General features: G+C 65.8%; 18 protein-coding genes and 1 pseudogene. 8 read left to right on the forward strand and 11 right to left on the reverse strand.

Annotated features, from left to right (window positions below):
- Positions 1-201 (reverse strand): annotated as a pseudogene (locus ASG77_RS11070) (hypothetical protein); the annotation flags it as partial.
- The gene (gene lipB, locus ASG77_RS11075; protein WP_056345280.1) at positions 198-866 is read right to left on the reverse strand and encodes a lipoyl(octanoyl) transferase LipB; all 669 of its coding nucleotides are present in this window, start codon (positions 864-866) and stop codon (positions 198-200) included. The gene lipB and the pseudogene ASG77_RS11070, both read right to left, overlap by 4 nt.
- 128 nt (positions 867-994) lie before the next feature.
- On the opposite strand from lipB, the gene ASG77_RS11080 reads away from it, so the two are divergent.
- Positions 995-2,920 (forward strand): serine/threonine protein kinase, encoded by a 1,926-nt coding sequence (locus tag ASG77_RS11080; RefSeq protein WP_056345283.1) that lies wholly within the window; start codon positions 995-997, stop codon positions 2,918-2,920.
- 27 nt (positions 2,921-2,947) lie between these two features.
- Here the strand turns inward: ASG77_RS11080 and ASG77_RS11085 are convergent, their stop codons facing one another.
- Complete coding sequence (locus tag ASG77_RS11085) at positions 2,948-3,841, reverse strand: TIGR01777 family oxidoreductase (RefSeq protein WP_056345285.1); 894 nt, start codon at positions 3,839-3,841, stop codon at positions 2,948-2,950.
- 74 nt (positions 3,842-3,915) lie between these two features.
- On the opposite strand from ASG77_RS11085, the gene ASG77_RS11090 reads away from it, so the two are divergent.
- Positions 3,916-7,422, forward strand: coding sequence for a S41 family peptidase (locus ASG77_RS11090; protein WP_056345288.1), 3,507 nt, complete (start codon positions 3,916-3,918; stop codon positions 7,420-7,422).
- A gap of 125 nt (positions 7,423-7,547) precedes the next feature.
- Here ASG77_RS11090 and ASG77_RS11095 read toward each other — a convergent pair whose 3' ends face one another.
- The 5 genes from ASG77_RS11095 to ASG77_RS11115 form a co-directional block, all read right to left on the reverse strand.
- Positions 7,548-7,976, reverse strand: coding sequence for an OsmC family protein (locus tag ASG77_RS11095; RefSeq protein WP_056345291.1), 429 nt, complete (start codon positions 7,974-7,976; stop codon positions 7,548-7,550).
- Between the two features lie 233 nt (positions 7,977-8,209).
- Entirely contained in the window at positions 8,210-8,560 is a 351-nt protein-coding gene (locus tag ASG77_RS11100; RefSeq protein ID WP_056345294.1) for a hypothetical protein, read from the reverse strand.
- A 164-nt stretch (positions 8,561-8,724) separates the two neighbouring features.
- Positions 8,725-10,467 (reverse strand): 2-oxoglutarate dehydrogenase, E2 component, dihydrolipoamide succinyltransferase, encoded by a 1,743-nt coding sequence (gene sucB / locus ASG77_RS11105; protein WP_056345297.1) that lies wholly within the window; start codon positions 10,465-10,467, stop codon positions 8,725-8,727.
- 124 nt (positions 10,468-10,591) lie between these two features.
- A complete protein-coding gene (gene lpdA, locus ASG77_RS11110; protein WP_056345300.1) occupies positions 10,592-11,974 on the reverse strand; it encodes a dihydrolipoyl dehydrogenase in 1,383 nt (460 codons plus the stop codon).
- 281 nt (positions 11,975-12,255) lie between these two features.
- A complete protein-coding gene (locus tag ASG77_RS11115; RefSeq protein ID WP_056345305.1) occupies positions 12,256-13,782 on the reverse strand; it encodes a leucyl aminopeptidase in 1,527 nt (508 codons plus the stop codon).
- A gap of 260 nt (positions 13,783-14,042) precedes the next feature.
- Between ASG77_RS11115 and ASG77_RS11120 the strand changes: the two genes are divergently transcribed.
- From ASG77_RS11120 to ASG77_RS11135, 4 genes are all read left to right on the forward strand, one after another.
- Positions 14,043-14,981: a proteasome assembly chaperone family protein gene (locus tag ASG77_RS11120; protein WP_056345306.1), complete on the forward strand. Its 939-nt coding sequence runs from the start codon at positions 14,043-14,045 to the stop codon at positions 14,979-14,981.
- Between the two features lie 69 nt (positions 14,982-15,050).
- A complete protein-coding gene (locus ASG77_RS11125) occupies positions 15,051-16,412 on the forward strand; it encodes an MFS transporter (protein ID WP_056345309.1) in 1,362 nt (453 codons plus the stop codon).
- An 81-nt stretch (positions 16,413-16,493) separates the two neighbouring features.
- Positions 16,494-17,756 (forward strand): DUF4192 domain-containing protein, encoded by a 1,263-nt coding sequence (locus ASG77_RS11130; protein ID WP_056345312.1) that lies wholly within the window; start codon positions 16,494-16,496, stop codon positions 17,754-17,756.
- Positions 17,757-18,022: 266 nt separating this feature from the next.
- A complete protein-coding gene (locus tag ASG77_RS11135; RefSeq protein WP_056345315.1) occupies positions 18,023-19,330 on the forward strand; it encodes an RNA polymerase sigma factor in 1,308 nt (435 codons plus the stop codon).
- A gap of 169 nt (positions 19,331-19,499) precedes the next feature.
- Here ASG77_RS11135 and ASG77_RS11140 read toward each other — a convergent pair whose 3' ends face one another.
- Entirely contained in the window at positions 19,500-19,721 is a 222-nt protein-coding gene (locus ASG77_RS11140) for a DUF7455 domain-containing protein (RefSeq protein ID WP_056345317.1), read from the reverse strand.
- A gap of 256 nt (positions 19,722-19,977) precedes the next feature.
- Between ASG77_RS11140 and ASG77_RS11145 the strand changes: the two genes are divergently transcribed.
- Positions 19,978-22,086, forward strand: coding sequence for a DNA gyrase/topoisomerase IV subunit B (locus tag ASG77_RS11145; protein WP_056345320.1), 2,109 nt, complete (start codon positions 19,978-19,980; stop codon positions 22,084-22,086).
- A gap of 81 nt (positions 22,087-22,167) precedes the next feature.
- Here the strand turns inward: ASG77_RS11145 and ASG77_RS11150 are convergent, their stop codons facing one another.
- Complete coding sequence (locus tag ASG77_RS11150) at positions 22,168-23,196, reverse strand: M56 family metallopeptidase (protein WP_056345323.1); 1,029 nt, start codon at positions 23,194-23,196, stop codon at positions 22,168-22,170.
- 6 nt (positions 23,197-23,202) lie between these two features.
- Complete coding sequence (locus tag ASG77_RS11155) at positions 23,203-23,589, reverse strand: BlaI/MecI/CopY family transcriptional regulator (protein WP_056345326.1); 387 nt, start codon at positions 23,587-23,589, stop codon at positions 23,203-23,205.
- Positions 23,590-23,851: 262 nt separating this feature from the next.
- Here ASG77_RS11155 and ASG77_RS11160 point away from each other — a divergent pair, with 262 nt between their 5' ends.
- A complete protein-coding gene (locus ASG77_RS11160; protein WP_056345329.1) occupies positions 23,852-25,444 on the forward strand; it encodes a cytochrome ubiquinol oxidase subunit I in 1,593 nt (530 codons plus the stop codon).
- Positions 25,445-25,465: the final 21 nt, after the last annotated feature.

Here is a 25,465-nt window from a genome sequence, read left to right on the forward strand (position 1 = left end):
CCCTTGTCCACCCTTATCACCGTTATGGTGGCCCTCACACACCGTGTGCAGGCCTTCCTTCTTGACCAGGTTCTTGAGCTGGACATACTCCGGACCCATCTGGACCTTCGCCTTGATCCACTCCGGCTTCCGCTCCACRGGTACTGCAGAGTTGCGCTGCTCAACGCGCAGCAGCTTCCGGCCTTCTGGTGCCAGTGTCACAGGAGTGCTCCCTCAGGGCTTGAAACGAGTGCTTCTTCGTGCTTGCGAAATTCTTCCACGAACCGGTCCGCGATATCGCTCGGGGCGATGTTCCTGCCGGTTTCGATGGACATTGTGGTGACGCTGGCGTCGGTGATGCCACAGGCGATGATCTGGGCATATGGCGCCAGATCATTGTTGCAGTTAATGGCGACGCCGTGCATTGTGACCCCGTCCAGGACCCGGATGCCGATTGCTGCAATCTTCCGGTCCGGGCCTTTGCTGTCCGCCGTGATCCACACGCCGGCGCGTCCCTTGATGCGCTCTGCGTTGATGCCATAGTCAGCCATGACCGCGATCATGACGGCTTCGAGCCGCTCAACGTAGTCTCGTATGCCGGACCGGTTCTTCAGCTTGAGGATCGGATACGCGATCAGCTGGCCGGGGCCATGCCAGGTCAGCTTTCCGCCGCGGTCCACCGCCACGACGGGCGTGCCGTCCAACGGGCGCTCGTGCTCTTCCGTGAGCTTGCCCGCTGTGTAGACGGCGGCATGTTCAAGGATGAGGACAGTGCTGGGTGCTTCGGCTGCGACGACCTGGCTGTGGATCCCGCGCTGCAGATCCCAGCCGCGCGTGTAGTCAACGAAGTCCGGGGCGAGACCCACCTGTGAAAACTCAAGAGTCATGCCGTCAAGCTTAGACCCCGATCCGCGAGGGGTCCGGTTATAGTGTCGGACCTCTCATACCTCTGACGGATCCAGTGGGCCTGTGGATAACTTCTGCAGGCATTCCCCGATTCCGCTAGACATGAGTCATGGATGATTTCACTGCCCCGGTGGTTCCCGGCTTCCTGGTGGGCCGCGTGTTGGGCCGCGGCGGAAGTTCAACGGTGTGGCTGGTTACGGAAGAAAGATCCGGCCGCGAGTTTGCGCTGAAATGCCTCGGTGCAGGGCACAGCGGCGCGACCGGTCCCGGCGAAGGCAGGGAAACCGGGGCCTACGCCGAGGAGGCCATCCGCCGTGAAATCCGCATTCTTTCTGTCCTTGACCACCAGCACCTCATCAAAGCCCACGACGCCCTCCGTCTTCACGAGCCGGCCGGATCAGCAGTGACGGCCGGAGGGACAATAGGGTTGCTGCTGGATTACGCGCCCGGCGGTTCCCTCGGAGAGCTGGTCGGAAGCAGGGCCAAGCTCACCATCGGGGAGACGGTCACCGTGCTCACCCCTATTGCCCAGGTACTTGGCTACCTGCACGGCCAGGGGTTCACCCACGGTGACGTATCGCCCGGGAACATCCTCTTTACAGGCCATGGCAAGCCAATGCTGTCCGACGTCGGGATCGCCAGGATGGTGGGTGATGTTTCGGCAGTGCCGGACCATGGCACCCCGGGGTTCATGGATCCGGCACCGGTGGACGCCGTGAGGGCGGGGCTGCAGCCGGAACGCGACGTTTACTCGGTGGCGGCGCTGGGGTGGTACTGCCTTACGGGCCAGCCGCCACGCCGTAGCGCCGACCGTCCGCCTCTTTCCCTCTGGCTCCCTGACGTTCCAGTCGAGCTGGCCGCGGCCCTGGAGGCCGGCCTTAATGAGGACCGGCGGCTCCGGCCCACGGCTGTTGAGCTGGCGACGGCGGTCTACCGCAGTGCCCCACCGTTGCCGGTGGACCTCGCCTCCTCCGTCCACGCCACGGTTATTCCGCAGCTCCTGACGCGTCGCCCCGTCCCGGAACATCCCGGCGGCGCGCTGCGGAATGGTCTCCGGGCCTGGCGGCGCCGGATCTCGACGTCGCGTTGGTCCGGGCTGGTGGGGGTGCGGCAGGTCCTTCCGTTCCCGGCTGGGGAGAAAGCGGAGATGCCCGTAGTGCGCGCACCAGAGGCCAGCGCACCTGAGGCCAACGCGCCCGCGGCCGGCGGCGTCGCCGCAATGGTCCAGGCTGTCGACGGGGAAAAGCCGGCGCCGCGCGGCAGGCATGCCGTGGAACCTGGCCCGAAGGATCACGAAAAAATCCCCGGGGCGAAGCGTCGGACGGTGGCGTCGCAGAAGGTGGTAGGCCCCGGACCAAACCGGCGCGGCGGGCGTGTCGGGATGGCTGGACGCCATCGGGGCACGGTGCTGCTGGCGGTGGGAGCCGGTGCCATCGTGGCGGGAGCCATTTGGGCCGCCGGCGCCTTTGGGCCGGAGGGGCCGTGGGCGGTGCCCGCCGGACCAGGGGCGGTCGCTGCCAGTGCCGGCGACAGGACCGGCGCACGGGCAGAAGCTGAGGGTGCGGAGACCGGCGAGGTGGTCACCGGCGAGCTGGACACCATTCTCGCCGCCGCAGGAGTCCCGGCCGACGCCGCGGCCCGGCTGGTCTCGGCGGACCCGCTCGAAGCAGTCCGGGGATTGGCCGCCGTGAGGTCCCTGGCCTTCAGCTCCGGCCGGCTGGAGCTGCTGGACCTGGTTAATGCCCCGGGATCGGCGGCCTCTGCCGCGGATGCAGGCCTTAAAGCCGAACTCCAGGAGTCAGGACACGTCCTGGCCGGATTCACGAGTTCCGTAGCGGATCTGCAGGTCCAGCCCGGCAGTCCAAACGGCAAGGTTGTTGTCAGTGTCACGTCAGCCACGTCGCCCTATGAGGAAAGGGATGCTTCCGGAGCGATCGTGGCGGCCGGCGCCCCTGCAGCAGCCCGGAACCTCCGGCTGGTGATGGTCTCCGTTGACGGTCGCTGGCGGATCACGGACGTCCTTCCCGGGACGTGACCATTGGCTCAGCCCAGTGACTCAGGCTCAGTGCTTGCCGGCCACCCAGGCAGCGGCCTGGGCCAGTGACGGGTGCTGCCACTGGAAGCCGGCTGCTTCCAGTGCCGCCGGTTCCATCCGCTGGCTGGGAAGGATGAGTTCATCGGCCAGCTGACCCAGGACCAGGCGCAGGGCCGGCGACGGTACGCGGAAAAATGCCGGCCGGTGGAGCGCGGATGCCAAGGCGCCCACCAACGCGTTGACGTCAGCGCTTTCGGGCGCGCAGACGTTGACCGGTCCGTGGAGCCCGGAGTCAGCGAGGAACATAAATGCTGCGGCGACGTCCGGAAGAGTGATCCACGGCCAGTACTGCCGGCCGTGGCCGAGTGGACCGCCCACCCCGAGGCGAAGCAGCGGCAGCAGCCGGCCCAGCGCGCCACCTGCGGGGCTGAGAACAACACCGGTGCGTGGTGTGACCACGCGGACACCGGCCGGCGCCCGATGGGCGGCGGCCTCCCACTCGACGCAGATACGTGACAGTACACCCGAGCCCGGCGACGCGTTCTCCCGGAGCTGGGCGGACCCGGAGTCGCCGTAGTACCCGGACGCCGACTGGCTGATAAACGTGCGCGGCGGGTCGTCAAGTGTGGCCATGGCCGCGGTCAGGGTGCCGGTGGCTGCCAAGCGCGAAGTCATCAGCTCGTCGATCCGGCGTCTGGTCCAGGGTCTGTCGCCGATCCCGGCACCGGAGAGGTTAATCACTGCGTCCGCGCCGGCCAGCGCCGCCGGGTCCAGGCGGCGCGCTGCGGGGTCCCAGCGGATTTCGGCCGCGGACGTGGGCTCGCGTCGGACGAGGGTGGTCACGTCATGGCCGGCCTCTCGCAGCGTTGCGGACAAATGGGTCCCGATCAGCCCTGAGGCCCCGGCAATGACGATGTGCATGATCCATCTCACCACGGCCCGCACGTCGTCGGTACCTCCCCGGGACCCTACCGGGAGTTGACTATGATCGAACGATGACTTCTTCGAGCTACTTCCGGTTTCCGCATGTCCACGGCGATCTGGTCACGTTTGTGGCAGAGGACGACGTGTGGATCGCGCCGCTCAGCGGCGGCCGCGCCTGGCGGGTTTCGTCACTGCAGCTGCCTGCCCGCAATCCGCGGTTTACGCCTGACGGGAAACGGCTGGTCTGGACTGTCGTCCAGGGAACCGCCCCGGAAGTGGTCTCGGCGGAGGTGGACGGCGGCGGCTACCGGCAACTGACGTACTTCGGCCACGCCACAACCAGGGTTAAAGGCTTCACGGCAGCCGGCGATGCAGTAGTGACCAGCGCGTTCCGCCAGGCTGAAAGCCGGCATACCTACGCTTACAGCGTCCCGGTCGACGGCGGGTCGGCTGAGGAGCTCCCCTTCGGACCCGTCGAATCCGTGGCCTTTGGTCCGGAAGTGGGGGACGAGCGGCCGGTTGTACTGGCCAGTGTCCTCTCCCGTGAACCGGCCTGGTGGAAGCGGTACCGCGGCGGCACCGCGGGCAAGCTCTGGATTGACGCCGACGGAAACGGGGAGTTCGAGCGCCTGGTTCCCCACCTCGACGGAAACCTCGCAGATCCGATGTGGGTGGACGGGCGCATCGCGTTCCTGTCAGACCACGAGGGATACGGAAACCTGTACTCGGTGCTGCCCGGCGGCGGCGATCTTCGACGGCACACCGACCACGAGGACTTCTACGTCCGGCACGCGTCCACCGACGGTGGGCGGGTCATCTTCGAATCTGCCGGTGAGCTCTGGATCCTGCACGATCTGTCCTCTGCCGCGGTACGGCTGGACATCTCGCTGGGTTCCGCGTCGCAATCGCGTCGCCCGGGCCTGCTGAAAACCTCCAAACATCTGGGCACGGTGGTGCCGGATGACAGCGGCTCCGCCAGCGCAGTGGAGGCCCATGGCACGCTTCACTGGCTCCGTCACCAGGACGGCCCCTCCCGTATCGTCGAGGCCACTCCGGGTGTCCGGGCACGGCTCCCCAGGCCGCTCGACGGTGGCCGTCTTGCTTACGTCGCCGATCACGACGGCGTGGAGGCGATCTACATCAAGGAGATTGCCGCGCAGGTCCCCGACACCGTGGTCCCTGCCGTCACGGCAGCCCCGGCTGCCGTACCCGCTGCAGCCGCCCGGGACCAGTCGGAAGCACCACTGCCGCGTCCGGTTCCCGCGGCGGCATCGTCCGCACCGGTGACTGCCGACGTCGTTGTTCCGGTGCCTGATGGCTCCCGGGCCGATGACTCCCCGCCCGACGCCGCCCACGGCCCGTCGGAAGCCGACGTCAACGCAGGACGGTCCGGCGTGCCGACCCGCATCGCCTTCCCGAAGCCGTCACGCGCCAGCGCCCTGGAAGCGAGCCCCGATGGCCGGTGGCTTGCCGTGGGGACCTCCTTCGGGGATGTCTATGTGGCGGACACAGCCACCGGTGTGCTTTCCCTTGTCACCAGCATCGGCGAGGGCAGCATCGCGGAACTCGCGTGGTCTCCTGACTCCCAGTGGCTTGCCTGGTCCGAACCTGTCACCTCGTTCGGTTCCCGGAGTCGGCTTCGGCTGGCCAATGCCGCGGACCTGGCGGGCGGCGTGGTAGAGGTCACGGACGGCCGTTTCTGCGACGGGTCCCCAAGCTTCACGCCGGACGGTAAGTTCCTGGCCTTCCTGTCCAACCGCAGCTTTGATCCGGTGTATGACGGCCACTCGTTCGATCTGTCCTTCCCCAGCCCCATCAAGCCGTACCTGGTGGCACTGGCTGCCACGACGCCGTCGCCGTTTGGCCCCGCTGTTGACCTGTCCCCTGCCGCAAACACGGACAGCGCGGACACCACGGACGCAGACACCGCGGCAGGCGCTGCACCGGTAAGTGCGGTTCGCGTGGATCCGGCCGGGCTGGCCCACCGTGTCATCGGCGTTCCGGTGCCCCAGGGGAACTACACGTCACTCACGTCAACGGAGGGTGCACTGCTATGGCTGGACTGGGCCCTGGCAGGCGTCACCGGCGACGGCAAAGCCAGCCAGGAAGACAAGGACGCCCGCCCAAGCCTGGTCCGGTTCGACCTGGCCCGCCGGAAGTCCGCCACGCTGGTGGAAGCCCTGGACAGCTACCGGCTCTCCGGCGATGGCAAGAAAGTAGTGCTGGTCAACGACAAACAGGTCAGCGTCGTTCCTTCTGCTGCCAAAGCCGATGAGGAATCCGGCGAGCTGGTGAAGGTGGACCTGGGCCGTATCCGCGTGATGATGGACCCCCTCAGTGTCTGGGGCCAGGCGTTCGACGAAGCCTGGCGCCTGCAGCGCGATTTCTTCTGGGCCGAGGACATGGCAGGACAGGACTGGGAGTCAATCCACAAGCGGTACCGTCCGATCGTTGACCGGTTGGGATCCCACGACGACCTGGTGGACCTGCTCTGGGAGCTCCACGGCGAGCTGGGCACCTCGCACGCCTACGTCCGGCCCGCAGCCGTCACGGAAAACGGCAGCAACGGCCAGGGACGGCTTGGCGCAGACTTCACGTTCACACCGGCGGGCTGGGAGATCACCCGCATCCTGGCCGGCGAGTCCTCGGACCCGCTGGCCACCTCGCCGCTGACCCGGCCCGGCGCTGCCGCCATGGCCGGGGACGTAGTACTGGCCATCGACGGTGTGCCGCTGTCCGCCACGGTGAGCCCCGCGATGCAGCTGGTAGGCGCCGCCGGACGGGCTGTGGAGCTGACACTACGCAACGGAGCCGGGCATGGAGTCGAGGAAGGGGAGCAGCGGCGGATCGCCGTGATCCCGGTCAAGGACGAGGAACGCCTGCGTTACCAGGAGTGGGTGGCCGCGAACCGCGGGATCGTCCGGGAGGCCTCCGGCGGCCGCTACGGGTACCTGCACATCCCGGACATGATGGCCAACGGCTGGGCGCAGCTGCACCGCGACCTGGACACCGAAACTGCCCTGGACGGACTCATCGTGGATGTCCGCCGGAACCGTGGCGGACACACGTCCCAGCTGGTGGCGGAGCTGATTGGCCGGAAGGTCACCGGCTGGAGCATGCCCCGCGGCGAACGTCCGCGGACCTACCCGCACCACGCCCCGCGGGGTCCGGTGATCATCCTCGCCGATGAATTTGCCGGGTCCGACGGCGACATCATCACCCAGGTCTCCAAGCTGCGGGGGATCGGCCCGGTGATCGGCACGCGGACCTGGGGCGGCGTAGTGGGGATCGACAACAGGTTCTCCCTGGCTGACGGTACCGGCGTGACCCAGCCGCGGTACGCCACCTGGTTCGGCGGCGGCGTGGGCTGGTCAGTGGAAAACTACGGCGTGGACCCCGACATCGAGGTGCTCTACCCGCCGCACGCATATGCCGCCGGAAGGGACCCCCAGCTGGAATACGGGATCGGTGCGCTCAAGGAAATGATTCAGGAGTTGCCCACGGACAAGCCCCCGGTCCGCGAGGGCTACCGCCGTCTGAAGCCCGCACCGCTTCCGGCCCGCCGGCACGGCGAATAAGGCCTGCCCGGCGCCACAGAACAAAAGCAGGCCCTGCCCCTCCCGGTTAGTCCGGGCAGGGCAGGGCCTGCTCTGTCTCAGCAGCCTTCAGCGTTCATCGCGTACGCGGCAGCCGCCGGAGCGGATCAGGACTGCAGGGTCGCGTCCAGGGTGATGTCGATACTGGCCAGTGCGCCGGAAACCGGGCAGCCGGTCTTGGCCTCGGCAGCGATCTTCTGGAATTCCTCTTCGGAGATACCGGGGATCTTGGCGGACATCGTCAGGTGGCTCCCCGTGATGCCGGTGCCGGGAACGAAGGTCACGTCTGCTTTGGTGTTGACTTCCTCCGGAGCGTGGCCGGCGCCGGCGAGGGCGTGGCTGAACGCCATCGAGAAGCAGCTCGCGTGCGCTGCGGCGATCAGTTCCTCCGGGCTGGTCTTCCCCTCGGCCGCTTCGGTGCGTGCCTTCCAGGTAACCTCAAATGTGCCCAGGCCGGAGCTGTCCAGCGTGGTCTGACCCGACCCCGTCATCAGGTCGCCGTTCCATACTGTGTGCGCGGTGCGTGTTGCTGCCATGTCCACTCCTCAAAAATCGGTTCGAACCGGGACCGGCCGTTGCCTGGCCCCGCCGGTTCCAATCCTAGGGATTGAGAGGCGGCTGTGCACAGGGTGTCCGCTCTCAGTGGATTGTGACTGTGCACCCCAGCCGCCTGGCGGCTGCGTGGCGGTCACCGCTTGGCCGTTAGACAGCGACGGCGCTGCTCCCCACAGAAGGGGAGCGGCGCCGTCGTCAGTGGTTCAGGAGGCGTTCAGTTCCACAGCGTGGCGATTGCCACGTTGAGCAGTGCAAGTCCGCCAACTCCGTGGGCCAGGCCCTTGCTGATGTCTTCGCCCTTTTTGTATTTGCGGCGGCCGATGAAAGCCAGCACACCGACGGCCAGGGCTATCGCGAACTTGATGCCCAGCTTGAAGTAATTCGCGTCCATGTCCAGGGACGGGATCAGGCCCATCAGCACGATGCCGGTGATGAGCTGAAGAGCTGCGCCGTCGAACTGCCGGGGGTGGACCGTGGGGGTTTTCATGTTCCCGATCCAGATTCCGACGATCATGGCGGCGCCGACGATGTGCAGGAAGACCACGATGTTGTACACGATAATCATGCGACCAGTCTACGCAGGGGTTCTACATCATGTAGTAAGGCCGGCCGCAGGGTTTTTGTGTGTCGGCGGGGACAGGGCTGCGCCTTAAACCGCGACGGCGGTGCACGCGTTCCGGTGGTTTCCCACCGGTGCGTGCACCGCCGTCGTTTGGTTCTGGCCTGGGGCTAGAGTCCCAGGTCGGCCTCGAAGGCGCCTTCTTCAAGGCGGGCCTTCAGGGTCTGGAGGAAGCGGCCCGCATCCGCGCCGTCCACCAGGCGGTGGTCGTACGTGAGGGACAGGTACATCATGGAGCGGATGGCGATCGAGTCGTCACCGTTCTCATCGGCCACCACCACGGGGCGCTTGACGATCGCGCCGGTTCCCAGGATGCCCACCTGCGGCTGGTTGATGATCGGGGTGTCGAACAGGGCGCCGACCGAACCGATGTTGGTGATGCTGAACGTTCCGCCGGACAGTTCGTCCGGACCGATCTTGCCGTCGCGGGTGCGCCCGGCAACGTCGGCGATCTTGGCGGCCAGTCCGGCCAGGTTCAGGTTGCCGGCATCCGTGATCACCGGAACCAGCAGGCCCTTGTCCGTGTCCACTGCGATCGCCAGGTGCTCGGCGTTGTGGTACGTGATCTCCTGCTTGTCCTCGTCGTACGCAGCGTTGAGCTTGGGGTGCTGCTTGAGGGCCTCGGCCACGGCCTTGGCGATGAACGGCAGGAAGGTGAGCTTGACGCCGTTCTGGGCCAGGAAGGAGTTCTTGGCCTTCAGGCGGAGCTTGGCCACCTTGGTCATGTCCACTTCGTGCACCTGCGTGAGCTGCGTGGAGATTTCGAGGGATTCGCGCATACGGCGGGCGATGACCTGGCGGATGCGGGGTGCCTTCTGCGTGGTGCCGCGCAGGGAGGAGGCAGCCGGGCCGGCCGGAGCGGCGGACGGCTTGGCCGGTGCTGCTGGAGCGGGAGCGGCCTTGGCTTCTGCCGCGGCGAGGACGTCCTGCTTGCGGATGCGCCCACCGACGCCGGTGCCGGACAGTGATGCGACGTCCACGCCGTGCTGGTTGGCCAGCTTCCGGACCAGGGGAGTCACGTAGCCGGATTCGCCACCGGCAGCAGGCTCGGCTGCGGGTGCCGGGGCCGTAGCGGGAGCAGGTGCTGCTGCCGCGGCAGGTGCCGCCGGAGCAGGCTCTGCCTTGGGTGCTTCGGGTGCCGGTGCCGCTGCGGGCGCCGGTGCGGCAGGCGCGGCGGCGGGTGCCGGCGCTGCAGCTGGGGCCGGTGCGGAGGCTGCGGGGGCTGCCGCGCCGGAGCCGATGACGGCGAGGACGGCGCCAACTTCGGCGGTTTCGTCTTCGTTGACACGGATTTCCTGCAGCGTTCCCGCGACGGGGGACGGGATTTCGGTGTCAACCTTGTCCGTGGATACCTCGAGCAGCGGTTCGTCCACTGCAACGGTGTCGCCCACGGCCTTCAGCCAGCGGGTGACGGTTCCTTCGGTGACGCTTTCGCCCAGTGCCGGGAGGGTGACGTCGTGGCTTTCGCCGTCCGAAGCGGCGGGTGCTGCCGCTGCGGGAGCTTCTGCAGCCGGTGCTTCTGCGGCCGGGGCTTCCTCGGCCGGGGCCTCTGCAGCCGGTGCGGCGGGGGCTTCCACGGCCGGTGCTGCTGCTTCGGGGGCTGCGCCGCCGCCGGAGCCATCGCCGATGCGGACCAGGGGAGCGCCAACTTCAGCGGTCTCGTCTTCGGCTACGAGGATTTCCTCGATGATGCCGGCAATCGGAGAGGGGATTTCGGTGTCTACTTTGTCGGTGGAAACCTCGAGCAGCGGTTCGTCCACCTCTACCCGGTCACCTACCTGCTTGAGCCAGCGGGTGACGGTTCCTTCGGTGACGCTCTCACCGAGGGCGGGCAAGTTAACGGATTCAGACATGTCGTCCCCGTTCTCCTTATTGATCTTTTGTGCGGATGATGGCTGGCTTGTTTGAGCTTAGTGCACCCGGCAGGTCGCGCCGGGTGCACCAAGCCCTGTTGTCTTGCGGTAAAACGGGAGGCTATTAGCCGTGGAGGGCCTTGCCTGCGAGTGCAAGGTGGGCTTCACCGAGTGACTCGTTCTGGGTCGGGTGGGCATGCACAAGCTGTGCGACGTCCTCCGGGTAGGCTTCCCAGTTCACGATGAGCTGCGCTTCACCGATCTGCTCGCCCATGCGGGCGCCGATCATGTGCACGCCCACCACTGGACCGTCCTTCTGGCGGACCAGCTTCACGATGCCGCTGGTGCCCAGGATGGAACTCTTGCCGTTTCCGGCCAGGTTGTACTCCTGGGTTTCCACCTGGTCCTCGCCGAACTTCTCCTTGGCGCCCTTCTCGGTGTAACCAACCGTGGCGATCTCCGGTTCGGAGTACGTGACCTTGGGGATGTTGACGTCCTCGACGACGACGGGCTTCAGGCCGGCGATTTCCTCGGCCACGAAGATTCCCTGCTGGTAGCCGCGGTGTGCCAGCTGCACGCCCGGGACGATGTCGCCAACGGCGTAGACGTTGCCAACGCCGGTGTGCAGGCGCTCGTTGGTAATGACGAAGCCGCGGTCAATGGTGACGCCCGCTTCCTCGTAGCCAAGGTTGGCTGTGACGGGGCCGCGGCCCACGGCAACAAGGAGCAGGTCGGCTTCGAACGTCTTGCCGTCCACGAGGGTGACCTTGACGCCGTCGTCGTTCTGCTCCACACCCTGGAAGAAGACACCGGTGGAGAACTTGATGCCGCGCTTCTTGAAGGCGCGCTCGAAGTTCTTGACGATCGTCGCGTCCTCGTTCGGGACCAGCGAAGGCAGGCCCTCGACGATGGTGACATCGACCCCGAAGGACTTCCAGACCGAAGCGAACTCGACGCCGATCACGCCGCCGCCCAGGATGATGGCGCTCTTGGGGATGTAGTCCATGGTGAGGGCTTCGTCGGAGGTGATAACCTTGCCGCCGATTTCCAGGCCCGGCAGCGAGCGGGAGTACGAACCGGTCGCAAGCACGATGTTCTTGCCCTTGTAGGCCGTGCCGTTGACGGTGACGGTGTCCGGGGCGGTCAGCTTGCCTTCGCCTTCGATGACAGTGATGCCCTTGGACTTGATCAGCCCCTGCAGTCCCTTGAACTTGCCGGCGACGATGCCGTCCTTGTATGCATTGACAGCGGTGATGTCGATGCTGTCCAGGGTGACATTCACGCCGTATTTGGCGGAGTCACGGGCGTGATCCGCCAGCTCTGCGGAGTGCAGCAGTGCCTTGGTGGGGATACAGCCGTTATGCAGGCACGTACCACCCAGTTTGGCTTTCTCAACCAGACCAACGGTGAAGCCAAGCTGAACGGCCCGGAGGGCGGTGGCGTAGCCGCCGCTTCCGCCACCGAGTACCAGGATGTCGAATTCTTGCGCAGTTGCCTGATCGGCCACTTAGACGCTCCCTCGCGTGAACGATGACGCGAGCTTTGCGCATCATCTGGTCTTGGAACTTGTACTGCCGTGATTATGCCAGCAGGCAGGTTCTCTTTCATTTGTGACTACCGGGGTTCACCTTAGCGAACCCCTCATCCATGCTCCACCTTGGCGCCGCCTTTGTGGGGCGCTTGTGTCGAGTGTCACGCGGCCATGTGGCCAAGGGATCACGGCCGGTTCTGGAGGCGCATGACGCACAGCCGCGTGACAACTCACCAGCAAGGCAGGGTTTGCCTGGGTCAGGCGGCAGCCGCCAGGATGTCCTCCACGTAGGCCACCAGTGTGCGGACCGTGCAGCCCGTGCCCTGCTTGTGGGTGTAGCCGTAAGGGCTTCCGTTGTTGAAGGAGGGGCCGGCGATGTCGATGTGCGCCCAGGGGATCTGCTCCCCGTCTTTGCCCTTGCCCACAAACTCGCGCAGGAAAACAGCCGCGGTCATCATGCCGCCGTGGCGCTCACCGATATTGGCGAGGTCGGCCACCTGGGAGTCGATGCTCGGGCGCAGTTCCTCCGGCAGGGGCATGGGCCACACCAGTTCGCCCGCACGGTCGGCGGCGGACTTGAGCGGCCCGGTGACACTGTCAGAGCCCATCACGCCGGCGGTCCTGTTGCCGAGGGCGATGAGCTGCGCACCGGTGAGGGTGGCGACGTCGATGATGGCGTCAGGGTATTCGAGGCTCGCCGCGACGATGCCGTCTGCCATGACCAGGCGGCCCTCGGCATCGGTGTTCAGCACCTCAACGGTCTTGCCGCCGAACATGGTAAGGACATCCGCCGGCCGTGAGGCCGCACCGGAGGGCATGTTTTCTGCGATACAGAGCCAGGCGGTCGCCTTCACCGGCAGGCCAAGTCCCGCGATGGCCAGCACAGTATTAAGGACGACGGCGGCGCCCGCCATATCGCTCTTCATGTCACCCATGCCAAGGGCCGGCTTGATCGAAATTCCGCCGGTGTCGAACGTGATGCCCTTGCCCACCAGGGCGATTTTTGCGGTGGCCTTTGCGGGGGCGTATTCGACCTTCACCAGGCGGGGCTGTCGCGTGGACCCCTTGCCCACGCCCATGATGCCGCCGAAGCCTTCTTTTTCGAGGCGCTTTTCGTCCCAGACCGTGACCTTAACAGGCAGGCCCTTGGACAGTTCCTTGGCGGCCTCGGCGAAGGATTCGGGGTAGAGGTGGCTGGGCGGCTGGTTGACCAGGGATCGCGTGGCGTTGACGGCTTTGCCGATCAGGCCTGCCCGCGTCAGGGCAGAGCGCAGCGCATCATTGGCGGTAACGTCCGTGTAGATCACTGCGTTGCGGACCGGATCCTTCAGCCCGTCGTTGGACGACCGGTACTCGGTGAACGAATAGGCTCCCAGGGCGGCACCTTCGGCGACCGCCGCGACGTCGGCGACTCCCGCCGTCGGGAGCGCGAGGACAACGGTGGGCAGGCCGCTGAGCTGGCGGACGGCGGAACCTGCCGCACGCCGCAGGGCCTCTTCGGTCAGCGGGCGGCCAGCGGCCACTTTGCCGACGCCGGCGAGGACCAGGACCCCGGAACCCGTTTCCGGCAGGCCGGGCAGCCGGACGACCTGGTCAGCGGCGCCGGTGACGCCCAGGACCTTCAGGGAGTCAGTGAGCGCTTCAGCCGATTTTGCGGTCAGCGGATTCTCAAGCAGGACGGGGCCGTCCGATCCCTGTCCCACGCCGATGACAACGGCGTCACTGGGGGTCCTCTTCAGGTCCTTAGCGAGGGTACTAAGGTTGATTTCAGTATTCTTGACCACGGGGTAAGTCCTCAATTCTCGAAAAGGCTGTTCGCGCTGGTATGGATGTCAGGCGCCCGGCCATGGAAATCCGGCGGCCGTCCGATCGGGACGTCGCCGGGGTACCGGTAAACCCGTCCGGCGGGCCATTCACGATCGTAGCCGCTGCGGGCCGCGGCAGCGGAATCTCCTGAGACCTGCGCCACACCCGCTGGCGGAATTCAGGGGTGCCTGGCCGCGTTGTACAAGATATTCACCCGACTCCTTGAAAGGAAGACGCCGTGCTTGAACGGATTTCCGGTTCCCTGCTGGACCCCGATGCGCTCTATGCGAGCAACATCGAGCTGTTCCACAGCCCGGCGCTCCGCGGGCTGAACCTGGTGATGGGTTTCACCGGCTTCGCCGATGCCGGCCACGTGGTGAAGCAGATCAATGCTGAGCTCCTGGACACCCTCGACGCCGAGACGGTGGCGGTGTTCGACGCCGACCAGCTCATCGACTACCGGTCGCGGCGGCCCCACATCTCCTTTGTGGAGGATCACTTGCAGGACTATCAGCAGCCGAAGCTGGCGCTGTACAAGCTGACGGACGGGCTCGGCAGCCCCTTCCTGCTGCTGGCCGGTTTTGAACCCGACCTTCAATGGGAGCGGTTCGCGCGCGCCGTCGTCGGCATTGTGGAAAAGCTGGACGTGAACCTCGTAACGTGGATCCACTCCATTCCGATGCCGGTACCGCACACCCGCCCGGTGGGTGTGACCGTCCACGGCAACCGTCCGGAACTGATCGAGGGCATCTCGGTCTGGAAGCCCACCGTTGACGTTCCGGCGGCCGTGGGCCACATCCTGGAGCTGCGGCTGATGGAAGCTGAGCGCAATGTTGCCGGCTACGTGATCCACGTTCCGCATTACCTCGCTGAGGCGGAATACCCGCCGGCCGCCGTAGCCGGACTCGAATTCCTCGGTGCCGCGACATCCCTGATGTTGCCGGCGGACCGGCTGCGCGAAGCGGGCCGGGAAGTGGGCCGCCAGATCGCCGAGCAGGTGGCCGCCTCCGAAGATGTCCAGCAGGTGGTCACCCGGCTGGAGGAGCGGTACGACGAGAAGGCCGAAGGCACCGTCCGGCGCTCCCTCCTGGCCGATGAAAATGACGAACTGCCCAACGGGGACGAGCTGGGCGCGGCAGTGGAGGCTTACCTGGCCCGCGAGAACCCGCACTCGTAGCCCGCACCCGTGCGTCCGCCTGGCAGACGCTTGCCCTGGTCCGGGCAGCAGCCCGGGCATAATGAGGGGGTGACTGCACCCCGAGCCTGGCTGATCTGGACCATCGGCATCTTCGCCTACCTTGTGGCCGTCTCCCAGCGCACGTCATTCGGGGTGGTGGGACTTGAGGCCACCGAGCGGTTCCATGCCGGCGCGTCCGCCATCTCCTTCTTTACGGTGCTGCAATTGCTGGTCTACGCCGGCCTGCAGATCCCCGTGGGCCTGCTGGTGGACAGATTCGGCTCGCGCGCCATGATCGCCGGTGGAGCCGTCCTGATGGGTCTTGGCCAGTTCCAGTTGGCCTTCGCCGACACCATCCCCGGCGGTGTGGCGGGGCGGGTTCTGGTGGGCGCCGGGGACGCCATGACCTTTATTTCCGTGATCCGCCTGATTCCGTTGTGGTTCGCGCCGGCCAGGGTTCCCCTGGTCACCCAGCTGACGGGCATGTCAGGCCAGCTCGGGCAGCTTTTCAGTGTGCTTCCCTTCGCCTTTGTCCTGCATTCCTTCGGCTGGACCTCCGGTTTCCTGATGCTGGCGGGCATGGCGGGCGTTGCGGTTGTCCTGGTGCTTGTGCTCTTGAAGGACCACCCGCCCGGTGCGCCCGCGCCGCAGGCGCAGCAGGGGTTGAAAGCCACGGGCGCCTCGCTCGCGCGGGCCTGGCGCCAGCCGGGTACCCGGCTGGGGATGTGGAGCCACTTCACCATCCAGTTCAGCGGCACCGTCTTCGCCATGACCTGGGGATATCCGTTCCTGATCTCGGGGCAGGGCCTGGATGCCGGAACCGTGGCGGGCCTGATGACCTTGTACGTTGCGGCGGCGATGGCGGTGGGCCCCTTCATTGGGCAGTTCGTCTCCCGTCACCCGCTTCGCCGGTCAACGATGGTCCTGCTCATCGCCGGCGCCACGGCCGCTGCCTGGGCCGCGGTGCTGCTGATGCCTGGCCGTTCCCCGCTGTGGTTGCTGGCGTGCCTGGTGGTCGTCCTGGCCATCGGGGGGCCGGGATCGATGATCGGGTTTGATTTCGCGCGGACGTTCAATCCGGCGCACAGGATCGGAACCGCAACGGGCATCGTGAATGTGGGCGGCTTCATCGCGGCCCTCGTGGCCATCTTCCTGATCGGCCTGGTGCTGGACGTCCTGCTGGCCATCGGCTATTCCGGCGGCGTCCTGTACGGGCTCGAACCGTTCCGGATCGCACTCAGCGTACAGTTCCTGCTGCTGGGCTTTGGCGCCGCCATGACGATTGTCTGCCGGCGCAAAGTACGGCGCCAGATGGCAGCGCAGGGTGTTGTGGTGGCGCCGCTCCTTCGGGCCATGGCGCAGCAGCGGCGGGCGAACCTGGCCCAGCGTCGCCAGCCGTCCGAGTCCAAGGACCGCGCGGGCAAAGACTGACACCTTTCCTGCACAGGCAGGTTATTCACATACGGTAAGTTGGCGCTTCACCGCGGCTCGCGCTGCGCCAAAGCTGGAACCATGAAACCTTCAGAACACCTGACCGTCCGAGGCCCTGAAGACATCCTCGGGTTCATTCCGCATTCCCTGGGCTACTGGCCGGCCGACAGCCTGGTTGCGATGACCCTGCAGGGGAACCGGCTGGGAGCAACCCTGAGGCTGGATCTTCCCGGCCCGGAAACCCTCGCGGATCCGCGGGAGTACGCGCGCACGGTGCGCGATTATCTCCTGGCTGACGAGAATGCCGATGCCGCCCTGCTGGCCTGTTTCACCAACGACGGCTGGATGGAACCACCTGGAACATACCGCGGGCTATTGGATGCACTCCAGATGGTCCTAGGGGCCGCGGGGATGCCGGTGCGGGACGCCTGGTATGTCGGTGACGCCTTCTGGCGTGATGCCTTTTGCACCGATCCGTCCTGCTGCCCCTCGCCAGGCCGGTCGGTTCAGGCGATCCGGGACAGCATGCTTAATGCCGAGATGGTCTTCCGCGGCAGTAGCGTCGGGCCCGCGCCGGAGGACGGGGCGCATCCTCCACCCCTGCTTTCCGGCGAGGACCGGGCAGCCGTCCTTGCCTCTGAGGCCACGTGGGCGGCGCAGCTGGACCGGCGACGGGGGAGCAGGGAACAGTTTGGCCAGCTGATGCTCCAATGGGAGGCCCTGCTGGCCAACGAGCCTGGTCAGCCTCTGCCCGTCTATGACGTTGCCTTCCTACGCGCGTCGCTCCGGGTCCCCGCCTGGCGTGACGCCGTCCTGGTGATGGCCGCCGCCGGTCAGGCGGCTGCCTTGGCGGGTGCCGAGATGTTCGGCATCTTCGATGCCGGCTGCATCCTGGCTCCGGTGGGGCCCGTACTCCCGGGGCCCTTACCATCCGGACTTCCAGCGTCGGGAGCCGGACTGACAGGAAGGGAGCCTGCCGGACCGGGTGCTAACGGTCCCAGTACTCGCAGCATGCAGGGCATTCCAGGATATGGCGAAGTCCTGTTGGGACTGGACCCGGTGGTTCCTGCCTGGCACACCCTTAACAGCCTGGACGAGGTGCTGGAACAGCTGTCGGCGTGCGGCGGGCAGGCCGGTGCAGCCGCGCTGACCGGGCGTGGGTGGATCGCGTGGTGCAGGGGGAGGGGCTCCTACGCTGCTGCGTACCTCGGCCGCGCCCTTAACGAGGAGCCAGGCTACCGGCTCGCCGAACTCATGCTTGAGCTGGTCCGGCGCGGCACCCTCTGCGGCTGGGCTGCACGGAAGGAGGCCGCCTGGCGGAAATTCGAACCGGATGCGGCCTGACCGGATTCCGCCTGACTGGTTTGGATGGGGGCAGCCTTGAGGTCAGGTTTGGGAAAACCGTGAGACAATGGTTGCCGAGACCCGGTTGGGTCCGTGAATCAAGTGCATGTGATGAAGCCCAGTCGGGAACATTACAGCCGCCCCGGCAGTTCTACTTGTAGACTCTGCCGGCCGTGGTTGCACCTGATATTCATCACGGACTTGACAGGGTCATAGTGGTGTTGCCCGTATGGTGATTCCACAGACCGCCGCTAGAAAGGTTTTCTGTGACCCCGTCTTCCGCGAAGAAGGAACCCGCCGCCCAGGACGATTTGTCCCCTGAGGCGAAGCAGGCTGCAACGAACGCCAAGCGAGCAGCGACGCGGGCAGCCAACAAAGCCATCAAGGATGCCTCCGGTGACACCGGTTTGGACGGCAAGCCTGAGCCCAAGAAGCGCGGGCCCAAGCCTGGCGCCAAAGCCGCTGCCGAAGCAGCCGGAAAATCAGCCCGCGGCGCATCGGACGATGATGAGGACGTTGAGGAGGACCTCGACGACATCAACATCGCCGATGAAAGCGAGATCAACGCCGCCAAGGCCGCATCAGCAGCCACGGGCAAGGGTTTTGTCTACTCGGATGCCGATGACGACGACGCCCCTGTCCAGCAGGTGATGTCGGCCGGCGCCACGGCTGACCCCGTCAAGGACTACCTCAAGCAGATCGGTAAGGTTGCGCTGCTCAATGCCGAGCAGGAAGTTGACCTCGCGCTCCGGATCGAAGCCGGGCTCTTCGCCGAAGAGAAAATCAACGCCGACGACGGCTCGATGGACCCCAAGTTCAAGCGTGAACTTGAGTTCGTCATCCACGACGGCAAGCGCGCCAAGAACCACCTGCTCGAAGCCAACCTCCGCCTCGTGGTCTCGCTGGCCAAGCGCTACACCGGCCGCGGCATGCTGTTCCTGGACCTTATCCAGGAAGGTAACCTGGGCCTGATCCGCGCTGTCGAGAAGTTCGACTACACCAAGGGCTTCAAGTTCTCCACGTACGCCACGTGGTGGATCCGCCAGGCCATTACCCGCGCCATGGCAGACCAGGCCCGCACCATCCGCATCCCGGTGCACATGGTTGAAGTCATCAACAAGCTGGCCCGCGTGCAGCGCCAGATGCTTCAGGACCTGGGCCGCGAACCCACGCCCGAAGAGCTGGCCCTCGAACTGGACATGACTCCGGAGAAGGTCGTCGAGGTCCAGAAGTACGGCCGCGAACCGATCTCCCTGCACACCCCGCTGGGTGAAGACGGTGACTCCGAGTTCGGTGACCTCATCGAGGATTCCGAGGCTGTGGTTCCCGCCGACGCGGTGAGCTTCACGCTCCTGCAGGAACAGCTGCACTCCGTCCTGGACACCCTGTCCGAGCGCGAAGCCGGCGTGGTGGCCATGCGTTTCGGCCTGACCGACGGACAGCCGAAGACTTTAGACGAAATCGGCAAGGTCTACGGTGTTACGCGTGAGCGCATCCGCCAGATCGAATCCAAGACCATGTCCAAGCTCCGCCACCCGTCACGGTCGCAGGTGCTGCGGGACTACCTGGACTAGATCAGGACTCAGGCAGCGCGGGTCCCCTTCGGCCCAGAATCTTCGGATGGATGGGCCGGAGGGGACCCGCGTTTTCCTGTCTGCGGCTTCATGGCAAGTTCACGACAAAAGAGGACCCCTCCGGCTGGAGGGGTCCTCTTCGAGGTGTATCAGGTTGTGGTGCGCCTGGTCAGTCGACGGAGACGGGAGCCTTCTCGTGAAGCCTGCCCGTCTCGTCGTGCCAGTCGGAGCTCAACGGCCTCAGCGTAGCCTCGATTGCACGGGCATGGTGGCCGCAGAACAGCAGCTCACCGCCGGAGGACTCGAGAACAACGCGGACATATGCCTGAGCCCCGCAACGATCGCACCGGTCCAGTGCGTTGAGTGTGCGGTCTGCCACTGCTGTTGTCATGTCGGCCTCCTTAGTAGATCTGTATGTCTATATAACCAGTATTCGTACCAATCCCATCGCAAGGACGGGTCAAGTTCGCTGTCCGCGTAGCCACAAGAATGGATCAAGGCGCCGGTTTCGGTCACGGAAAGATAACGAGTGGCCTTGCCCACAGCCCGTGGGAAGTGTGGCAGCCCTCTGTCTCCTGCCGCGCCGACTAGGCTTGATGGAGCGCCCGCAGCGCCAGCTGTTCCGTCACTGAAGGAGTTCACAACCCGTGGCACCAAGTTCTGATTACACCGCCCGGCACCTTTCTGTCCTGGAGGGCCTCGAGGCCGTCCGCAAGCGCCCCGGCATGTACATCGGTTCCACCGATTCGCGCGGGCTGATGCACTGCTTGTGGGAGATCATCGACAACTCGGTGGACGAAGCGCTTGCCGGATTTGGCCACGACATCAAGATCATCCTGCACGCGGACAACTCGGTGGAAATCCACGACGACGGCCGAGGCATCCCCGTGGACATGGAACCCAAGACGGGGCTCACCGGCGTCGAGGTGGTCTTCACCAAGCTCCATGCGGGCGGCAAGTTCGGCGGCGGGTCCTACACGGCCTCCGGCGGCCTGCACGGCGTGGGCGCCTCCGTGGTGAACGCCCTGTCTGCGCGCCTGGACGTAGAAGTGGACCGCGGCGGCAAGACCTACAAAATGTCGTTCCGGCGCGGCGAGCCCGGGCGCTTCAAGGACCAGGGATCCAAGCTGGACCCGTCGGCGGTGTTCGCGCCGTTTGTGGACGGCTCAGTGCTCGAGGTGGTGGGCAAGGCGAAGCGTGGTGTGACCGGGACCCGGATCCGCTATTGGGCGGACCGCCAGATTTTCACGCCGGACGCCAAGTTCTCCTACGACGAACTGGCCGCACGGGCACGACAGACCTCCTTCCTGGTACCGGGACTCAAGCTCACCGTCCGCGATGAGCGCAGGCTGCCCGGTACCCCCGGTGAAGCAGCCGGCCACGAAGAGGTGTTCCACCACGACGGCGGCCTGTCCGAGTTCGTCGAGTTCCTCGCCGCCGATCCCGGCGTGACCGACGTCTGGCGGCTGCACGGCTCAGGCAAATTCAAGGAAACCGTGCCGGTACTCGACGAACGGGGCCATAGCCAGCTCGCCGAGGTTGAACGTGACTGCGAAGTGGACGTGGCTCTCCGGTGGGGCATCGGCTATGACAGCACCGTCCGCAGTTTCGTCAACATCATCGCCACGCCCAAAGGCGGAACCCACCAGTCGGGCTTCGAGCAGGCGCTGGTCAAGACGTTCCGGAAAGCAGTGGAGGCCAACGCCCGCAAGCTGAAGGCCGGCAACGACAAGATCGAGAAGGATGACATCTTCGCCGGCCTGACAGCTGTCCTGACGGTCCGGCTGGCCGAACCGCAGTTCGAAGGCCAGACGAAGGAAATCCTGGGCACCTCCGCCGTCCGCGCCATCGTCTCGAAGCTGGTGGAGCAGGAGATCACCGCAAAGCTGAATTCGGCCAACCGGAACGACAAGGCCCACTCAGCGCTGCTCCTGGAAAAAATCGTCAGCGAGATGAAGTCCAGGATTTCCGCGCGGGTGCACAAGGAAACCCAGCGGCGCAAGAATGCCCTGGAAACCTCGTCCATGCCCACCAAGCTGGCCGACTGCCGGACGGACGACGTCGACCGTTCCGAACTGTTCATTGTGGAAGGCGACTCCGCGCTGGGAACCGCCAAGCTGGCGCGGTCCTCGGACTTCCAGGCGCTGCTGCCCATCCGCGGCAAGATCCTGAACGTGCAGAAGGCGTCCGTAGGGGACATGCTGTCCAACACGGAGTGCGCTGCGCTGATCCAGGTAGTGGGTGCGGGATCCGGACGCAGCTTCGACATCAACGCGGCCCGGTACGGCAAGGTCATTCTCATGACCGACGCCGACGTCGACGGAGCCCACATCCGGACCCTCCTGCTGACACTCTTTTTCCGGTACATGCGCCCCATGATCGACGCCGGACGGGTCTATGCTGCCGTGCCGCCGCTGCACCGGGTGGAGGTCATCAACGCCGGGCAGAAAGCCAACGACATGATCTACACCTACTCGGAGGCGGAACTCCATGTGCTCCTGGCCCGGCTGGCCAAGGAAGGCAAGCGCTACAAGGAACCGATCCAACGCTACAAGGGCCTGGGCGAGATGGACGCCGGACAGCTTGCCGAGACCACCATGGACCCGCGGCACCGGACGCTGCGCAAGGTGGGGATCGAGAACGCCAAGCATGCCGAAGACACGTTCGACCTGCTGATGGGATCCGATGTTGCCCCCCGCAAAGACTTCATCATCGCCGGCGCCTCCAGCCTGGACCGGGAGCGGATCGACGCCTGATGTCCGGTGACGGCTAGGCCGGCGTCGGCACAGCCCATGCCGGGGTTCAGTCCAGACGGCGGTTCCATCCGCGGCGTCCGTTCAGCCCAGCAGGCCCGGCACGATCAGCAGGGCGGTGGGCACGGCCAGGAGCAGGGCGGAGCCGGCAAGCACCAGCCCGCGGGCGGCGGCAGGCAACTGCGGCTCAGGGGACAGCAGCCGGCTGACCCGGGAGATGGTGGTCCGGGCAGAACCTGAGACGGCGCCTGTGGGCGCCTCAAGCCCGTCCAGGGCAAGGCCGGGGTGCGCGGACGGCATGGCGGCAGCCGCCATGCTTCCCGCCCCCATCCCTGCCGTCATACCTCCGGCCATACCTCCGGTGGGGCCGCTGGCAACAATGGCGATCGCCTTGATGAGCGTGGCCTTGCTTTCCGTCTTCAGCGCGACGTCGTCCGCCAGCATTTCGATGAGCGAGTTCACCGCTTCCTGAGCGAGGCGGGTGGTGGGCAGCCAGGGGAGCGCCTGGCGCCACGCGGCAAACGCCCAGAGCAGGAGATGGTGGCGCTGGTTGAGGTGGGCATTCTCGTGGCTCAGGACGGCCCGCAACTCAGCCGGCTCCAGCGCGGCCATCAGGCCGTCCGAGAGTACCGTGACGGAGCGGGCCCCGCCGGGCAGGCAATAGGCGACGGGTGAATCGTGGCTGATGACCACCGTGCGGGCCGCGTCGACGGACGGGGCGGCCAACAGGGCCAGGAGTTCCCGGTGCCTACGCCGCTGCCGTTCGATCTTGTAGTAGGTCAGCAGCAGGGTGAAGACCAGGTGGGCGGTGAGCAGCGCCGCGGCGGACAGGGCGAACAGATGCCAGAAGCCCAAGGCCGTGGTGGGCGCGTTGAACAGGACCATATCCGCCAGCCCGCGAAGCCCGGAGATGAGGTTGTCACCGATCGGTTCAAGCCCGTAGACCAGCATGGCGCCGATCATGGACAGCCCGCCCGCAAGTGCTATTGCCTGCCACAGCAGCATTGCCGTGAACGGTGACCGGGCAGGCCACGAGGCACGGGAAAGCAGGATAGGCACTGGCCACGCCAGGACTATCGCAAGGACCGCCAGCAGGTACGAGGTCCAGAACATGGTCCGCTAGATGTGGCCAAGCAGTTTGCGCAGCGTTTCCGCTTCACTGTCCGTCACGGAGCCGATGAACCGGGCCAGCACGGCTTCACGGTCAGGCGCTGAGCCCAGCACTTCATGCATCAGCTCCGCAGTGTGGTCTTCCCTGCTGGAAACGGCCTGGTAGCGGTGCGGCCGCATACCGCGTTCCCGCTCCACCAGGCCCTTCTTCTCAAGCCGTGAGAGGACCGTCAGGACCGTGGTGACGGCAAGCTCCTTGCCCTCATGCCCGGCAGCATCACCCTTTGCCTCGGTGGTTGTTGCCAGTCTGTCGCGCAGGGTATTCGCGGTGGCTGCTTCGTGGCCCGCCCAGAGCAGATCCATCACTGCCCGTTCCAGTTCGCCAAGACTTGCCATTGCGATACATCCTTCGATTTCCCCGCACCGGGCCGTTGACGGCCGCGGTGACTGAACTAGCGCTACATATACAAGAACAAATTTACCTGTTTTTCGTCTGAGTTTCTACGTACGGTAGAACACTCGGCGCGCCGCGGCCTTGTGGGCGCCACTTACACATGGAACTGTTGGTTTACAGTGCCCGCCGCATTGTTCTACACTCTGTAGAAGTCAAAGTTCTACGTCACGTAGAAAAATTGCTCCGCCAACCCGAGGGACTGCTGTGGAAGCTCTGGAAATCGCACGCTGGCAATTCGGCATCACCACCGTCTACCACTTCATGATGGTGCCGCTCACCATCGGACTGGGCCTGGTGGTGGCCGTGATGCAGACGCTCTGGCACCGCACCGGCAAGGTGGAATACCTCCGGATGACCAAGTTCTGGGGCAAGCTCTTCCTGATCAACTTCATCATGGGCGTGGCCACCGGCATTGTGCAGGAGTTCCAGTTCGGCATGGCCTGGAGCGAGTACAGCCGCTTCGTTGGAGACGTGTTCGGGGCGCCGCTGGCCCTGGAGTCGCTGCTGGCCTTCTTCGTTGAGTCCACATTCCTGGGCCTGTGGATCTTCGGCTGGAAGCAGCTGAAGCCGGCCATCCACCTGGCCTGCCTCTGGGTGGCCGTGGTGGGATCGGTGTTCTCCGCCTACTTCATCATCGTGGCCAACAGCTGGATGCAGCATCCGGTGGGCGCGGAGATTATTGACGGCCGGCCGGTCATGACCGACGCCTGGGCCGTGTTCACCAACAACACCGCCCTGGTGGCCTTTCCGCACACGCTGATGGGAGCGCTGGCCGTTGCCGGCGGTTTCCTCCTGGGCATCGCCTGGTACCACCTCTGGCGCAGGCGCACGGACGGCATCGATACCATCGGCGCCGACGGGAAGGTGGTTCCCGGCGAGGCTGCCATCCCCGGCCGCGACCTGACCGACCACAAAGTCTGGATCCGCTCCCTGCGGATCGGCGCCGTCGTCGCCATGATCTCGTTCGCCGGCACCGCCCTGACCGGCGACCTGCAGGGCAAACTCATGTTTGAGCAGCAACCCATGAAGATGGCCGCGGCCGAGGGCGCCTGCCACGACGGCACCGGTTTCTCCGTGCTCAGCGTCGGGAACCTTGGCTCCAAGAACTGCGACGAGATTGTGGCCCTGATCGAGGTTCCGGGCATCCTGTCCTTCCTCGCCAAGGGCGATTTCACTACCGAAGTCAAGGGCGTCAACGGACTCCTGGACCAGTACAAGGCCGACTACGGAACCCACCTGCCGGACAACCCGATCTACGGCGAGCGGGCCGGCCAGGAGATCGAGTACGTCCCGGTTATGGAAGTCACCTACTGGGGCTTCCGGATGATGATCGGCTTCGGCGGCCTTGCGGCACTGGCGGCGCTCATCGCGCTGTGGGTGACGCGGAAGGGCACCGTGCCCGCGTCCCGCTGGCTGATGCGCCTGGCGGTGTTCGGCATCCTGGCCCCCTTCGGCGCCAACGCGGCCGGCTGGATCTTCACCGAGATGGGCCGGCAGCCGTTTGTGGTGGCCCCCAACCCGGACCTGAACGGCATCGACCAGGTGTTTATGTTCACCGCGGCCGCAGTCTCACCAGGAGTGTCGGCCGGTGAGCTGCTGACGTCATTGATCGTCCTGACCGCCGTCTACGCCGCGCTGCTGGTGGTTGAGGTCAAGCTCCTGGTCAAGTTCATCCGGGGCGGTGTGGTGTCCGCGATGCCGGAACTTGCCCACACCCCGGCCGACGAAAACGGGGACGCCAACAAGGGCCCCGGCACTGGCAGGCCCGCCGACGACGTCCTGGCATTCGCCTACTAAAAAGAGCAGAGGATACTCGAG

Source organism: Arthrobacter sp. Soil762, from assembly GCF_001428335.1.
Classification (GTDB): domain Bacteria; phylum Actinomycetota; class Actinomycetes; order Actinomycetales; family Micrococcaceae; genus Arthrobacter.